Here is a 15,564-nt window from a genome sequence, read left to right as displayed (position 1 = left end):
ATGGCGAGAACTGCGCGGGTCGCCGGGTTGCCTGCCTTCGGCGCACTCGACCGCACGGCAGGCAACCTGCGCCGCCAGGTAGCCGAGGCGCTGCGAGAGGCGGTGCGCAACGGCGATATCGGGGCTGGCGACGCGTTGCCTGCCACGCGCTCACTGGCAGCCTCGCTTCAGGTTGCGCGGGGCACGGTGATCGAAGCCTACGAGCAGTTGATCGCCGAGGGCTTTCTCGAAGCGAAAGCTGGCGCGGGAACGAGAGTCGCGCAGGCTCTGGCAGGGCCGCAGCCTGTCAGCGAACCCCGCATCGACGCCGGACGTGCGACAGAATGTGGCGCGTCAATCAAGGTGAGAGCAGCCGCTCAACGTCTGGCTGCGGTCGTTGCCGCAATGGCGAAAACACGATGAGAGCAGGCACTTTGAAGGCCGTGCCTTTCGTGTCACGAACGACGCACATGCGGGACAAACCCTTGTTCAGCGCGTCCTGCCGCCTAGCTCTCATCGCGCTCCGGCAAGACCTGCACGACGATGGTCCGATCCTTCCAGAACATGTTGTGAACCCGCATATGCAGGCTTCGTAGCGCATCCGCTGTCGCGCCGTGGAAGTTCAGCACGACTGCGGGCCGCGATCCCGTCCCCGCAAAGCGTTCGATCTCGTCAAACGGCGGAAAGCCATACTTGACCAGAAACTCCCTGATTTCATCGTCGGACGTGTCTTCCGCCACATTCCCTATCCAGAGCTCGGCCATGATGTCGCCCTCCCCTATCCTTGAAATAATCAGTCAGCCCATGATGTTGACGCCGCCATCGATATACAGCGTCTCGCCCGACAGACGCCGGGCGTAGGGCGTTGCCAGAAACGCGCAGGTATAGCCGACATCCATGATGTCGACGAGCTCGCCCAGCGGCGCCCGCTGCGCGGCCTCGTTGAGCAGAAGCTCGAAATCCTTCAGACCCGAAGCGGCCCTTGTCATGAGCGGACCTGGCGAGATCGAGTGGACACGGATGCCCTTCGGCCCCAGTTCGTAAGCAAGGTAGCGGGCGCAGGCTTCGAGTGCGGCCTTGACCGGTCCCATCACGTTGTAGTTCGGCACCACCTTGTTCGCACCGTGATAACTCATCGTCAGCATGGTGCCGCCGTTTTTCATCAAGGGCGCGGCGAGCCGTGCCATGCGCACGAACGAGTGGCAGGAAATGTCCATCGCACTAGCGAAGCCCTGGCTCGAACAGTTGAGCAGGCCGCCTTGCAGATCGTCCTTCGGTGCCCACGCGATCGAATGCACGAGGATGTCGAGACTGCCCCATTCCTTGTCGATCCGCTCGAACACGGCCTCGAGCTCGCTATGCCGCGATGCGTCGAGCGGCATGAAGATCGGTGCGTCGAGGGCCTTTGCGAGCGGCTCGACGTAGGGCTTCGTCTTGTCGTTGGCGTAGGTGATCGCGAGCTTGGCGCCAAGCTCGTGAAACGCCTTCGCGCATCCGTATGCGATTGAATGTTCGTTGGCAATGCCTGTGACGAGCGCTTTCGCGTTGTTCAGGATTGGTTGCGGCGAATCGAGTGTCATGAAAATTTTCCTTTAACGCAGTTTCATGTGCGCAACCGTTTCATGGCGCCGTTGCTTCGATCGCCGCGAGCGTGTGTTGCCCGATCATGAGTTCTTCATTGGCAGGAATGACCCAGGCAGACACCTTGCTCGACGCTGCGCTGATGCAGGGACCGCCCGAGAGGTTCGCCGCCGGGTCGAGTTCGAGCCCGAGCCATGCGGCGTCGCGCACGATGCGCTCGCGAATGGCGACGGCGTTCTCGCCCACACCGGCCGTGAGCACCAGTGCATCGATGCCCTGCATCGCGGCCACGAGGGAGCCAAGTTCGCGGCCGATCCGGTACGTGTAGAGATCGATTGCGAAGCGCGCTCGTGGTTCGTCGCTCGCGAGCAGCACGCGCATGTCGCTCGACACACCGGACACGCCCAGCAGACCTGACTGCCGGTAGATCAGATCTTCGATCCCCTGCTTGTCCATCTTCAATTCGGCCATCAGGTAGAGGATCACGCCCGGGTCCAGGTTGCCGCAGCGCGTGCCCATCGGCAGGCCGTCGACAGCCGTGAAGCCCATCGTGCTCGCCACACTCTTGCCGCCGACGATCGCACACATGCTGGAGCCGTTGCCAAGGTGGGCGACGACCGTGCGGCCCGCCGCCGCGGCTGGCGCGATCTGCGGCAGCACGCTCGCGATGTACTCGTACGACAGGCCGTGAAAACCATAGCGGCGCACGCCCTTGTCCGTGATGGACGGCGGGAGCGCGTAAGCCTGCGCGACTTCAGGCGCCGAGCGATGAAACGCCGTGTCGAAGCAGGCCACCTGCGGGATCTCCGGCCGGCTTCGCGCGATGATGCGGATCGGACTCAGGTTGTGCGGCTGGTGCAACGGCGCGAGCGGGATCAGCTTTTCGAGTTCGTCGAGCACGCCAGGGGTCACCCGCACCGGCCCGGAATAGGTCTGGCCGCCATGCACGATGCGATGGCCAACCGCGATCAGACGATGCCCCTCGCCGTGACTGCGCAGAAACGCGGCGATGTGCTCGATCGCGCCCTCGTGATCCAGTTCGAAACCGGCGCCCCAGTCTTTTGCGGTCTTTTGGCCCGCGCTGTCGACGGCGGTGAAACGCGGCGCCGTATTCAGTCCGTCGACCTGTCCGCGCAGTACGAGATCCAGCGTCGTGCCGTGCACGCTGAAGGCGCGGAACTTGATGCTGGACGAGCCCGCGTTCAGTACCAGAATGATGTCCGCCATGGCGTTACCCCGTTACCTTGCCGCTCGCGCGCTTGTCCTCAGCGACGAGAGCGGCCACCGCGCACGAAGCGAGGCGTGTCATCACGGAATCGGCGCGGCTGGTCAGAATGATCGGCACGCGGGCACCGAGCACGACCCCCGCCGCATCCGCGCCGGCCAGAAACGACAGGCTCTTGGCGAGCATGTTGCCGGATTCGAGGTCGGGCACCATCAACACGTTGGCGCGGCCGGCCACCCGCGATTCGATCTGCTTGATCCGCGCGGCTTCGAGGTTGATCGCGTTGTCCAGTGCGAGCGGGCCGTCGACCAGCGCGCCGGTCACCTGGTGGCGATCGACCATCTTGCACAGCGCGGCAGCCTCGATCGTCGACGGCACCTTCGAATTCACGGTCTCCATCGCCGACAGGATGGCGACGCGCACCTCCTCGAACCGCAGCGCATGACCGAGTTCGATCGCGTTCTGCAAGATGTCCATTTTGACTTCGAGCGACGGCGCGATGTTGATGGCGGCGTCGGTGACGATCAGCGCCTGCTCATGCTGCGGCACGTCCATCACAAAGCAGTGGCTGATGCGCCGCGCGGTACGCAGCCCTGAATCGCGGCTGACGACTGCACTCATCAGTTCGTCGGTATGCAGGCTGCCTTTCATCAGCGCCTCGGCCTTGCCTTCGCGCACGAGCTGCACCGCGGCCGCTGCCGCGGCATGGCTGAAGGGAGCATCGACGAGCGGATAACCGGCAATCAAAATGCCGGCCTGCGCGGCCACCGACTCGATGCGCTCTCGCGGTCCGACGAGGATCGGTGCAATCAGCCCCATCTCCGCCGCTTCGACCGCACCCGCGAGCGAGCTCGGGTCGCATGGGTGCACGACCGCTGTCAGCATGGGCGGCAAGGTCTTGCAGTATTCGATGAGCCGTTGATACTTCGCGTGTTTCGCTTCCATCGGCACTCCCTGAAGAAGCCGATCCCATCGGGGACGGTGGCGGCTACGGACGCGCAAGCGCCGCGGCGGGCCGCTTGCGTGCGGAATGATTCGTGAGGACGTCGCGGATGCGCTCGAACATGACCCGTTGCGCTTCGGTCGGGCTAGTGCTTCGCACACGTTTGTCGGTCTGCAACTCGTCCATCAGCGTGAGGAGCCGCTTGCAATCAGCCTTGTCGGCGAGCAGCAACGGCAGCGTCGCGAGGGCCTGCTCCGGTTCATAACTGACGATGATCTCCTGCTCGCCCCGGATGCGCCGCCACTGATCGGGAGACAACTGCGGAACATAGTCCGCATACGCTTCTGTCAGCTCCTTACGCGTGACGAGCCGGGACAGCGGCAACGGTTCGCCCTTGCGCGAGAGCAGCGCGGCCGCGCGAGCGAGCGCTTCGGTGTAGCCGCCTTCCTCAATCGACGCGAGCGCCTCCTTGACGAACGGCAGATCGCGCGCCGCGATGGCAGTCTGCGCCACGCTTTCGCGTTCATGATGCTGATCGGCGACATAGAGCGAGAACAGGTTGGCGTAGATCGAAAAGAAAGTCGCTTCCGTGCCGGCGTCGCGCATCGCCCGGTAGTAATCCAGCGATGCGCTGATCATTTCCGAGCCGGCCTGCTCGATCTCGCGCCACGGGTTGTCCGGCTTCGCGACCTGCCGGTTGGCCTTGACCGCGCTGGCAGCCGGCGGCAGCCACGCGAGCCACGGATTCAGGTCCGAAAACGCCCAGCGCTGGAATCGCAACGGGTGAAACTCGCGCAGCAGGCGCGCCGTCGTCTCGTTCGACATCGCCTGCACGAACGGCTGCGCGAACAGTTGATAGGCACGCTGGTTGAACTCGGAGAGTTCGGCCACGGCCTCGAAGGGCTTTTCGTCCTCGCGCTTGAAGCGGTTGAAATGGGCCGCGATTTCTTCCAGCCGGTGCTCACGAAACTCGACTTCATATTCGACCTTGCCGTCCGCGTCTTTGCGTTCGGTGATCGACATCCCGTATAGACCGGGCACAAAAGACTCGATTGCTTCAAGCACTGAAACGATCTGGGTGTGTTCCTTTTTTGCCACCTTGCCCGACACGAAAATGCCGAGGTGGCCGATATTCTGGTGCATCAGGCCGATGATCACCTGGCCGCGCGCCTTGATCTCCTCGGTGCTGCCGTACAGGTCCGCTACCCAGTTGAATGCCTGTTGCGGCGGCGTGATGTTATCGCCCATCGACGCGAACAGAATGATCGGCGAGCGAATCTCGCGCAGATCGAACGCCTTGCCACTCGTTCCTTTGACGTCGCCCGACCAGAGCTTGTTGCCCACGAACAGATTACGCGTGATCCACTCGATCTCCTCGCGATTCATCAGGTAGTAGCCGCCCCACCAGCGTTCGAAGTCGAGAAACCGGGGCGGTTCCGTATCGATGTTGCTGAACAGGTGGTAATACTTGTCCCACAGCGTGTTGGCCGGATTCAGGTTCTCGAAGTTCTGCACCAGATGCGCGCCGTCGAACTTGCCATCGCCCAGATCCGCGGCGAACGACGCCAGCCAGGAGCCGCCGAGTATGCCGCCGGCGTAGCGCATCGGGTTGTCACCCTCGCCTTCGCTCCACGCGCCGCTCCAGTACGACATCGGCGCGCCATTGATGACGATCGGCCCCGTGTCGCCGGGGTCAGAAGCCGCGATCATCATGGCGGCCCAGCCACCCTGACAGTTGCCGATCAGCGCCGGCTTCGGGCTGTCAGGATGCAGCTCGCGCACTTTCTTCACAAACTGCTGCTCGGCGGCGCAGACATCGAGCAGCGTCTGACCCGGTTCCGGATCGGGAAAGAAAATGACGAAATACACCGCGTGTCCCGCCCGCAGCGCGACACCGGCCTGCGAATCGTCCTTGAAGCCGCCGATGCCCGGGCCATGGCCGGCCCGCGGGTCGATGATCAGGTAGGGGCGCTTGCGCACGTCCACGGTCACGCCTTCCGGCGGCTTGATTCGCAGCAGCGCGTAATTGACGGGTCGCTCGAACCGGCGGCCATCGAGAACGAACTCGTAGTCGAAATGCAACACCGGCTTCGGTTCCTGCCGGGTCCGTTCGAAATACTCGGTGCCGCGCTCGCGCAGCGTATCCCAGAACAGCACGGAACGTTGCACCGCGTCGAGCCAGTAGGAGCCGGTGTCCCAAGGAGTCAGTGACAGCATGTTTGCGGCGGGGGCCGGGGCAGCGCCGGCATCGCCGTCCAGCGCGGCGCGTACGCGTTCGCTGAAATGCTTCTGCGCGCCCTCGGTGCGCTTCGTCAAGATGCGCGCGACCTTCGCGTTGATGTCCTGGCTGCGTGACAACTGGGTTCCTGCGTCCATGACGTGGACCTCGATATCGAAAAGTCAGACCATGCGACAGCCGCCCTCGTATTGCGTCGCGAGGGCGTATCCGTTCTTGCGGGATCGAACCCCGCATGGTCTCCTGATATCTTGTACGCTGTGTGGCTTGATAACGCTGCCACTTCCGCCGCGCTGCGAGCGGTTCCAGATCCAGCGGCGCGCGATCGGCGTTCCTGCCTGGGTCGCGGGTTGAATCTTGCGGCCGGTTGGATACCGCGGCAATTAGACCAAAGTCCTATACACCGGCCCGTTGACGGCTGATAAGGCCGACTGGCATGCGGTTCTCACGGTTCTCACGCCGATATCTGCTTCAGTATGCTTACGTCATATTACACGCCCGTTACATGCGCTCTTGATACAGAGCAGATATCGCCGCTTTTTTTCAATCGGGTCTGAGCGGCGAGTGAGGCGGGAGCATGTGTGTCGACGTAGGTCGGCCATGCGCCGCAAACGCGCTGGTCACTGCGCCGCGATGCAAAACGCCAAAAGTCCCGACGTGACCTCGTTGATGATCTGCTTCATCTCCGGATACGGTGGATGGAATGGCGTCGGGTTTTGCGGACTGCCCCACTCGATCGTGTACGAAAACACCTTCGCTTTTTTCGCGTCGACCAGGTGACGGCTGAACGCATAGTCATCCGAGGTGCCGGCTGTCGGATACAGGCTCATCGACTGTTCCGTCTTGTAGACCCGGCCGCGCGACGCCTTGATCGCGTCACGCATCTCGTTGGCCAGTCTGACCGCGAGCTTCTTGTCCTCGGCCGCGATGTACTCACGGTACGCCTTGTCGTCCGCAATACCGCGCTTGCCGTCATACGCGGGGTTCTGGAAATTCATCGCTGGGTCGTTGCTTTGATCGACGTCGTCACCCCAGTTGTACAGGATGTCTTCCGAGTAGCTATGCAGGTCGACAAAGTAACGAATGTCCGGAAAGCTGTCGAGCACCCACACGGCGTTCTGTGTCTCCGGCTCGGAGGTTGCCGCGGGTCCAATGTAGACATCGTGGTCGCACGGATCGGTGGAGTTTGCAATCGGCGACTTCGGGTCGAAGTACTTTGGAAAGTCCCAGAGAAAATCGTAATTACGGTTGACGTCCACACCGACGCATTGGGATTGCGTATGTCCCGCCGGCGCAGGCCGTCGATTCTTGCGCCACATCGGTTCGCTCACCATGCTGTAGTTGCGTCCATCAGGATTGGCTTGCGGAAAGACGTAAATGTCCTTCGTCTCCACCACGGATTTGATCTGCGCGGCGGTAAAGGTCCTGCTGCCAATCGTGATATCCGTATTGGTCCGATAGGCGTTGGAGAGCAGTTGCACGAAGTTGATGAGAATGTCGGGGCTGCCCCATTCGCGCGCGTGAACGCCGCCAAGGAAATAGATGCCGACGCGGCCCGCTGCGCTTCCTTTGCCGATCTTGAGCACGTGACAAACACGCTTCTCCCATGTCTCGTTCGGCAGCTTGATCAATGTAGTGAACGCATCATTCGGCGCCTCGGCTTCGGCAGCCAGTGCCGCTTCAACGTGCACGACATCGAGGTATCCGGTGCCCGTGATGACCGACAGCGCTTCACGGGTCAATGCGCCGGCCGGGCTTGTGCGTTTCTCCTTCTGTCGCGCGACACCCTCGATTTCCGCATCCTCGAGACGTTCAACCTTGTAGCCCGCGGCTTCAAGCGCACGAATCTGTTTGTCGCTGGCGTGCGCGTCGACGCGATAGCCTTCTGCGACTTTCTCGACAGTATGCCGGGCGACCGTGACTCGATACTTTGTCACGAGGTCGGCCATCGCCGCGGAGTCGCTTCCGGTAATTCTGGCGTGATAGTTCGACACTTTCATTCTCCCCGGCAGCTCTCTGCCTGTGCAATCTTAAAGACGGTACAGCGGCAGTCATTTCAAAACGGCCAGGCATCGTCACGCCGTCGTGTTCAAAAATCCGGCAGCCCGCCCGTCCTGTCAAAAAGGCGAGAAACCCCGACTGCATCATCCACGCGGCGACCAGCATGATTCGACTCACCTGTGACGGGGGAGCGATACCGGCCTCGCCGATCGTAATCGCGACGACGCAGCCCATCGTAGACAAACCCGCAAATCGACCTTGCCGGAGAGATCGATCCGTCGACACTGCATAGCGGAGTATTGACCGCCCGGTGTCGCACGTGTGTCGTAACGTGGATAAACAGGAGGCACTTATGCTGGCAACAAAAGTTGGGCTTGTCGATACGACGGGCACGATCGACACCCACACCATGGCCGCGGTTGCCGCAGCCATCAATGTCCAGGTGACGCGCGACCTGCCGCAATACTGGCCGGTCAATGCGACGGTCTCATACCTTCCCGATCCGAAGAAAATCCCGCAAGGTGTATGGCCGGTCCAGCTCGTCAAGACGCTGCCGCCGGACGAAGGCGGCTTCCATATGACGCGCCATCACCAGCCGTATGCGAAGGTGATCGTCACCCCGCACAGTGACGAATGGGCAGTCGATGCGAGTCATGAGACAGTAGAAATGCTGATCGATCCGAATGGCAACCGGTTGCAGACATCCACCTCGATCGAGATCGTCCACGGCAGTATCCAGGACGGCACGGGGCGCTTCGAATATCTGGTTGAGGCCTGCGACCCTTGCGAGGCCGATCCCTACACCTATACGATCGACGGGATATCGGTGTCGGATTTCATTACCCCGCACTTCTACGACCCACAGGCCACGCCCGATGCGCGGTACAGTTTCACGGGGGCAATCAAGAAACCACGGCAGATTCTGCCGGGGGGATATATCAGCTGGGTCGACCCGACCACCGACGAGATGCAGCAGATTCTGTGGGTCGATCCGAACCAGCCGCCGGTGCTGCGCAATCTCGGACCTGCAACGAGCGGGAGCCTGCGTCTTTTCATCGAATCTCAAACGTACCATTTCACGCGCAAAGACCGGGAGCCGCCGACGCCCGAGGCAAAAGCGAAAAGAGCAGCCTATCGTGAGGCGCTGGCAGCAGCGGCTGTGGCGCGCGCCCAGCACTATACGTAGGGCCGGGCCGGCCTCCCGAAGACAAGCGCTTCCCGTCACAACCCGGAGAACACGCGAACACCAATGGGCAAAACTGATCGAATGTCGGTGCGCAACCCGTTACGTTCGGACACACTTCGTTGCGAATCTGAATCCCTCCGCCCTCTACAATCCGCGCACGGAGAAAAAAGTGATCAGGGCCGCAATGAACAGTTTCGATACAGCAGTCCAGATCTTCCTTACGCACAATGCTTTCCGCTCGGCGGCAATGAATCACGCGATAAGGGTGATAGCGGGCCAGGTCATCTTCAAAGGCCTCGTCCTCATACCGGTGTTGTGGTGGATGTGGTTCGAACCGGGTCCGCGTGGTGAATGGAAGCGTGAGATGATCATCGCGACGGTCGCAAGTGGTCTTCTATCGCTTGCGAGCGGCAGGCTACTCGCATGTTGCCTGCCGTTTCGCGAGCGGCCGCTCTACAACCCGGAACTGCACCTGAGCTTTCCCTCGGTCGGCCTCCAGGATGCCGTTGTGCGTACGTGGAGTTCCTTTCCAAGCGATCATGCGATGCTATGGATGTCGGTTGCGACGGGCATCTTTCTTATCTCACGACGTGTCGGCGCGCTTGCGCTGTTGTACACGGGCATCTTCATATGCTTGCCGCGCGTGTACCTTGGTTTGCACTATCCGACTGATGTTCTTGCGGGCGCGGCCATTGGCGTAGCCATCACGTGTATCGCGACGCGCAATTTTGTCAGAACACGTCTGGCAGGACCGATCCTGCGATGGATGAACGGTCATCCAGGGCCTGCCTATATGCTGGCGTTTCTTTTGTCTTTTCAACTGGTCACCCAGTTCGATGAACTATTACTGCTCTTCAGGGTGGGTTTGAAGGCGTTATAAACACGCGAAGGTTTCTCCGGGAGCGATGTGGCAGTCGCTCGACCACGCGTGTGCGCAACGACACGCAATGTCCCTTCTCGAAGAATTAAACAACGGGATACTGAAGGCCGCTTGGTTTTCTCCCTCTCGATCGCAAACACGGAATGCGAGCTTTGCCCGGCCTTAAGGCCGGGCAAAGTAAGGTGTTGATACACGGCGACCGACGGGCCCCTTATCCGTCAGGCCCTCCCCCCCCCCCGAAAGTTGTTCAAACCTTCACGACGGAGGCCTGATAGATCTCGTCGACGGCGCTTTCCAGCGCCGCGTTGAACTCACTGTCGCTCATCGACTTCTTGAGTTCGTTGATCAAAGCCCTTGAGAAGCTGGCGATCATGCCGTGATTGGCAGCGAGCCGTTTGCACGCATCGGCTCGCGTGTAGCCGCCGGAAAGCGCGACGACCCGCGCGACCCGCGGGTGCTCGATCAATGGACGATAAAAGTCCGCTACCTCGGGGATGGTCAGCTTGAGCATCACGCGGCTGCTCTGCGGCAACGCATCGAGACCTTTGGCCAGTTCCGCGCGCAGGGTCGCTTCAGCGCCCGCCTTGTCCGGACTCTTGATCGACACCTCGGGTTCCAGTATCGGCATGAGGCCGTGCGCCTCGATCTGCGCAGCCAGTGCGAACTGTTGCTTCACGATGGCAGCGATACCATTTGGCGAATTCAGGTTGATGACCGAACGCATCTTGGTGCCGAAGATACCGAGCTTCGTTGCCCGCTCGAGCAGTTCGTCCAACCCGGGTATCGGCTTCATCAGTTGCACGCCGTCGGCTTCGGCTTCCAACCCTTTATCGACCTTCAGGAACGGCACGACGCCACGGTCCTCCCACAGGAAAGCCGGAACCGGTTTTCCCTGTGCCTGTCCGTCCATGGTGGCTTCGAACAGAATGGCTCCGATGACCTTGTCCCCGGTAAAGGCGGGCGCGGTGATGATGCGCACCCGCATTTCGTGTATCAGCTTGAACATCCCGGCGTCATCGCTGTAGGCGCTGTCCGGAATGCCGTAGAGTCGCAGGGCGCCGGGGGTCGATCCGCCGCTCTGGTCCAAGGCCGCGAAAAAGCCCTGCTGTTCACCAACCTGCGCCATCATCTTGTCATTTGCCACGGACATCTCCTTTTTCAAAAACCAAATGCCGAACCAAAGCACACCTGGTCTGGACCCATTGCGTTCAATCCGTCAAGTGTAACGACATTAACGCAAATGTCGGATTCCATGAAGATAGGGTTATCGGTGTCGCGTCCAATGATCGTGTTTCGATGAAGTCTCTCGCAGCCCGGTACTGGCGACATCGGCCGGGGCATTGGCGGCGGGCCAATGCCAGACTGAATCCATCCGCCGTCCGCTTCGATCCCGGACCGTCGGCACATTCAGTGACCGTGCCGCTCCCCAGCTGGCGCGTGCGTTTGCTGTGCCTGCCGGCTCAGCATCAGCGTCACGACCGCGGATACCGCCAACGTCGCGCCAACCACATACAGCCCGGCGGAATAACTCCCGGTCACGTTCTTCAGCCAACCGATCGCAAAGGGGCCGACGAAGCCACCGAGGTTGCCAACCGAGTTGATCATCGCGATGCCAGCCGCCGCGCCGGCGCCGGAAAGAAACATGCTCGGCATCGCCCACAGCGGCGCTTTCGCGGCGCTGATGCCGATGTTCACAATGACCAATGCGAGGATGACCATCAACGCCGTGGTGGCCTGGCCAACGAACACGAAGCCCAGGCATGCGACGACACACGGAATCACCACATGCCACGTGCGCTCTTCGGTGCGATCCGAATGCCTGGCCCACAGGCAGGCGTCGACACCCGCCGCCCGTGACTGCGTTGCAGCGGCTTCGAGAACGAGCTGAGGTGTCGCGATCAGATGGGTTTCAGTGTCCGGCAAGCTTGGATCATTCGGCTTCAACGTTTCCGTGCGGTTGTTTTCCAGCAGATCAATGTCCAGCGTTGCACGGACGTCTTTGTGCTTATGCAGCGTTCGCGGCAGGAACCGCAGATTTTTCCAGCAGCGCACAAACAGCGGCCGTCACCTGTGCCGTCGTTGCCGTACCGCCGAGATCACGCGTGTGCAGCGACGTGTCGGCGGTGACCGCTTCGACTGCCTGCATGACACGCGTGGCGGCGTCGAATTCGCCGAGATGCTCGAGCAGCATGACGACTGACCAGAAGGTGCCGACCGGGTTGGCGAGACCCTTGCCCATGATGTCGAACGCGGAACCGTGGATCGGCTCGAACATGGACGGAAAGCGCCGTTCCGGATCGATGTTGCCCGTCGGCGCGATGCCGAGGCTACCCGCGAGAGCGGCGGCCAGATCGCTGAGAATATCCGCGTGCAGGTTGGTCGCAACAATCGTGTCAAGCGTCGCAGGACGGTTGATCATGCGTGCGGTCGACGCATCAACCAGTTCCTTGTCCCATTTGACGTCCGGGAATTCCTTCGAGATTTCGACGGCGATCTCGTCCCACATCACCATCGCATGACGTTGAGCGTTGCTCTTGGTGATCACCGTCAGCAGCTTGCGCGGACGGGATTGAGCGAGGCGGAACGCGAAGCGCATGATCCGCTCGACGCCGGCGCGGGTCAGGATCGACACGTCCGTTGCCGCTTCGATCGGATGCCCCTGGTGAACCCGGCCGCCCACGCCCGAATATTCGCCTTCTGAATTTTCACGGACGATGACCCAGTTCAGGTCTTCCGGTTTGCAGCGCTTCAGCGGTGCATCGATGCCCGGCAGAATGCGGGTCGGCCGGACGTTCGCGTATTGATCAAATCCCTGGCAGATCTTCAGGCGCAGACCCCACAGCGTAATGTGATCGGGAATGTCCGGGTCGCCGGCCGAGCCGAACAGGATCGCGTCCTTGCCGCGAATGGCGTCGAGGCCGTCCGCGGGCATCATGACGCCATGTTTGCGGTAATAGTCGCCACCCCAGTCGAAGTTTTCGAATTCGAACGCAAACGACTTGCTTGCTTTCGCGAGCGCTTCGAGCACTTGCTGGCCGGCCGGAACCACTTCCTTGCCGATCCCGTCGCCGGGGATGGTTGCGATGCGATAGGTGATCATGTCTCCGTCCTTCAGGTGTTGGGGGTATGAGCGAACTTTACCGATCTCCGCACGCAAAAACCGGTGCTAAACTCAAAGCATCCTTAACTTTCATTCACAAGTGAAGGCCATGCAGGAAACTGTCGAACCGTCTGATTTAAGTTTCTTTTCGACGCTCGCCGCGTCCGGCAGCCTGAGCGCCGCGGCGCGCGAATTAGGGCTAACGGCGGCAGCCGTCAGCAAGCATCTGGCTCAGATGGAAAGTCGTGCCGCTGTTCCGCTCGTCAACCGGACGACGCGGCGGATGATGCTCACGCCGGAGGGCGAGCTATACCTCGAACACGCGCGCCGGATCCTCGATGAGATCGACGAGTTGGCCGAACTGCTCGGAAGCGCGAAACAAACCCCGAAGGGGCTGCTGCGCGTCAACGCAACGCTCGGCTTCGGCCGCAGCCACGTCGCGCCGGCAATTTCGCGTTTCGTGTCGAAATACCCGCAGGTGTCTGTGCAGCTTCAGTTGTCTGTCACCCCGCCGCCTTTGACAGACGACGCGTTCGATGTGTGTATCAGGTTCGGCGAGCCGCCGGACACGCGCGTCGTCGCACGTCGTCTTGCACCGAATCGTCGGGTGCTGTGTGCGGCGCCTCTTCCTATATCGCGTCGCGGGGACTGCCAGTCACGGCGCACGATCTGACCCGGCACAACTGTATCGGCATCAGGCAAGGCGACGAGGCGTACGGCGTCTGGCGGTTGACGTCAGGGCGAGGCGCTTCCCGCAAAACCGAGGCCGTGCGGATAAACGGCAGCTTGACCACGAACGACGGCGAGATCGCCGTGAAGTGGGCGCTCGAGGGGCACGGGATTTTGATGCGGGCCGAGTGGGACATCAAACCGTATCTTGCCGATGGATCCCTGGTGCCGGTGCTGCCCGATCACGATACGCCGAACGCCGATATCTTCGCGGTCTATTCGCAGCGACACCAGATGTCTAATCGCATCCGTGCTTTTGTTGACTTCATAGCGCGCGATCTGGGAGGTGGCGTGGGCGAGTTCATGTAGGTAGTTGATAACGGGCAGTCGCACTGCCGCGCTTGGGGAGCGTTGTCGGCCGGAAACAGGCAATCCGGAAGGATCATTCGAGATGCTCCTTCATCCGCTGATATTTCATGAAAGCATGATGGAAAGCCGGGGACTGTTCCGGGGACTGTTGATGGAATAAATCCGGCCTGTCAGCCGTTTCGTTTACAGGGTTGCGGAGCCCCCTCGGACCAGCGGGCGCGGCCGGGTGTCTTGCCTGTAATAGCGGTAACGCCTCATTTTCAGGGGCTACATGGCCAGTGCCGGATGCGTCAATCTGGTATTCAATAGAAGCGGAGATACGTGCACGAGGTATCTAAACAAGCTAAACGATACAAGGGGACGGTCCGGCGCGGGTCCCGAGTGACCCGGCCGGCAGGCGGTAAGGCGGGGGGCACATCATGAATGGGCGCAGGCTTTGCAAGATTGCCTTGACACTAGTGGCAGGGGCGGCGTTGGCTGCCAGCGGTCCGACGCTGGCCGGCGGTCATGGTGGCGGTGGTGGCATGCACGGCGGCGGCTTTCACGGTCAGAATGGCTTCTTCCACCATGACGGTTTTCACCATGACGGTTTTCACGACGGGCATGGGCATGGGCACGGCCACGGGCACGTGACCTTCGTGGTAGGCGGCGGCTGGGGCTGGTGGGGGTATCCATACTGGTGGGGATATCCATACTACGGCTGGCCATACCCCGATTCCTACCCCGGCTACTACGCGCCCGCGGCGCAATACGCGGCGCAATACATCGAGCAAGGCGATGGGTCGGACGGTGCAAATGCGAACGCGTGGTGGTACCGCTGCGACCAGCCCAGTGGCTATTATCCGTATATCAAGGACTGTCCGGGCGGCTGGCAAACGGTGCCGGCCCAGCCGTCGCCGTAATGCGGAGATACTGATGAAGCCGCGTTCCGTTCCCCTCCTGATGGCGGCCGCGCTCGCTGTAGGCGCCTGTACGTCGATACCGTCGGGCCCCAGCGTGATGGTGCTCCCGGGCAGTAACAAGACGTTCGACCAGTTTCTCGGTGATGACCACAACTGCCGCCAGTTTGCGCTCGGCCAGTTCGGCGGCGTGAGCTCGCAGCAAGCCTCCAGCACGGCGGCGGTAAGCAGTTCGGCGGTCGGACCCAGTTATTCAGGCGACTCAGGATACGGCGCACAGTACCAATACGACGCCGCCTACATTCAGTGCATGTACGCGCACGGACACCGGGTCCCGGTCTATGGACAGATGATTGCGGCGCCGCCCGCGACGCCACCTGCCAACTACAAGCCCGCCTTCCCGCCGCCGGCACCGCAAGGGCACACCCCCTGAGCGTTCTGGCGAATCTTCAAAGCGCTTGACGCAAGGGACCGTGGCAAGATCGCAAACGCAACC

Annotated in this window: 12 protein-coding genes and 3 pseudogenes; 6 read left to right on the top strand and 9 right to left on the bottom strand. The window is 61.5% G+C overall.

Annotation, left to right across the window (positions count from 1 at the left end; genetic code table 11):
* Nucleotides 1-289, top strand: a pseudogene (locus tag HV744_RS17370) (GntR family transcriptional regulator); the annotation flags it as partial.
* 196 nt (nucleotides 290-485) lie between these two features.
* Here the strand turns inward: HV744_RS17370 and HV744_RS17365 are convergent.
* From HV744_RS17365 to HV744_RS17340, 6 genes are all read right to left on the bottom strand, one after another.
* Nucleotides 486-743, bottom strand: a complete 258-nt coding sequence (locus HV744_RS17365; RefSeq protein WP_175150705.1) for an RNA recognition motif domain-containing protein — start codon at nucleotides 741-743, stop codon at nucleotides 486-488.
* A gap of 33 nt (nucleotides 744-776) precedes the next feature.
* Complete coding sequence (gene fabI / locus HV744_RS17360; protein ID WP_175150704.1) at nucleotides 777-1,559, bottom strand: enoyl-ACP reductase FabI; 783 nt, start codon at nucleotides 1,557-1,559, stop codon at nucleotides 777-779.
* A 40-nt stretch (nucleotides 1,560-1,599) separates the two neighbouring features.
* Nucleotides 1,600-2,787 carry an acetate/propionate family kinase gene (locus tag HV744_RS17355; protein WP_175150703.1) on the bottom strand — a complete coding sequence of 396 codons (1,188 nt, stop codon included), beginning with the start codon at nucleotides 2,785-2,787 and terminating at the stop codon, nucleotides 1,600-1,602.
* 4 nt (nucleotides 2,788-2,791) lie between these two features.
* On the bottom strand, nucleotides 2,792-3,730 hold the full coding sequence (locus tag HV744_RS17350) for a phosphate acetyltransferase (RefSeq protein WP_175150702.1): 939 nt from the start codon (nucleotides 3,728-3,730) through the stop codon (nucleotides 2,792-2,794).
* 43 nt (nucleotides 3,731-3,773) lie between these two features.
* A complete protein-coding gene (locus HV744_RS17345) occupies nucleotides 3,774-6,104 on the bottom strand; it encodes a DUF3141 domain-containing protein (protein ID WP_175150701.1) in 2,331 nt (776 codons plus the stop codon).
* 480 nt (nucleotides 6,105-6,584) lie between these two features.
* Nucleotides 6,585-7,964 carry a M14 family metallopeptidase gene (locus HV744_RS17340; protein ID WP_246279077.1) on the bottom strand — a complete coding sequence of 460 codons (1,380 nt, stop codon included), beginning with the start codon at nucleotides 7,962-7,964 and terminating at the stop codon, nucleotides 6,585-6,587.
* A gap of 353 nt (nucleotides 7,965-8,317) precedes the next feature.
* On the opposite strand from HV744_RS17340, the gene HV744_RS17335 reads away from it, so the two are divergent.
* Together HV744_RS17335 and HV744_RS17330 are read left to right on the top strand one after the other, a co-directional pair.
* Nucleotides 8,318-9,151 (top strand): hypothetical protein, encoded by an 834-nt coding sequence (locus HV744_RS17335; protein WP_175150699.1) that lies wholly within the window; start codon nucleotides 8,318-8,320, stop codon nucleotides 9,149-9,151.
* A 184-nt stretch (nucleotides 9,152-9,335) separates the two neighbouring features.
* A complete protein-coding gene (locus tag HV744_RS17330; protein WP_175150784.1) occupies nucleotides 9,336-10,031 on the top strand; it encodes a phosphatase PAP2 family protein in 696 nt (231 codons plus the stop codon).
* 247 nt (nucleotides 10,032-10,278) lie between these two features.
* On the opposite strand, the gene HV744_RS17325 is transcribed toward HV744_RS17330, so the two are convergent.
* The 3 genes and pseudogenes from HV744_RS17325 to HV744_RS17315 all read right to left on the bottom strand — a co-directional run bounded on the left by HV744_RS17325 (nucleotide 10,279) and on the right by HV744_RS17315 (nucleotide 13,131).
* Nucleotides 10,279-11,175: a fructose bisphosphate aldolase gene (locus HV744_RS17325; protein WP_175150698.1), complete on the bottom strand. Its 897-nt coding sequence runs from the start codon at nucleotides 11,173-11,175 to the stop codon at nucleotides 10,279-10,281.
* 263 nt (nucleotides 11,176-11,438) lie between these two features.
* A pseudogene (locus tag HV744_RS17320) lies at nucleotides 11,439-11,864 on the bottom strand (MFS transporter); the annotation flags it as partial.
* A gap of 172 nt (nucleotides 11,865-12,036) precedes the next feature.
* Nucleotides 12,037-13,131: a tartrate dehydrogenase gene (locus HV744_RS17315; protein WP_175150697.1), complete on the bottom strand. Its 1,095-nt coding sequence runs from the start codon at nucleotides 13,129-13,131 to the stop codon at nucleotides 12,037-12,039.
* Between the two features lie 109 nt (nucleotides 13,132-13,240).
* Between HV744_RS17315 and HV744_RS17310 the strand changes: the two are divergent.
* The 3 genes and pseudogenes from HV744_RS17310 (at nucleotide 13,241) to HV744_RS17300 (ending at nucleotide 15,501) form a co-directional block, all read left to right on the top strand.
* Nucleotides 13,241-14,169: pseudogene (locus tag HV744_RS17310) on the top strand (LysR substrate-binding domain-containing protein).
* Nucleotides 14,170-14,588: 419 nt separating this feature from the next.
* Nucleotides 14,589-15,071 carry a hypothetical protein gene (locus tag HV744_RS17305; protein WP_175150696.1) on the top strand — a complete coding sequence of 161 codons (483 nt, stop codon included), beginning with the start codon at nucleotides 14,589-14,591 and terminating at the stop codon, nucleotides 15,069-15,071.
* A gap of 13 nt (nucleotides 15,072-15,084) precedes the next feature.
* Nucleotides 15,085-15,501 carry a glycine zipper family protein gene (locus HV744_RS17300; protein WP_175150695.1) on the top strand — a complete coding sequence of 139 codons (417 nt, stop codon included), beginning with the start codon at nucleotides 15,085-15,087 and terminating at the stop codon, nucleotides 15,499-15,501.
* Nucleotides 15,502-15,564 lie beyond the last annotated feature (63 nt).

Source organism: Paraburkholderia ultramafica, from assembly GCF_902859915.1.
Lineage (GTDB): Bacteria > Pseudomonadota > Gammaproteobacteria > Burkholderiales > Burkholderiaceae > Paraburkholderia > Paraburkholderia ultramafica.
The sequence above is the reverse complement of the archived record's forward strand: the minus strand, read 5'-3'. Positions and strand labels throughout refer to the sequence as shown.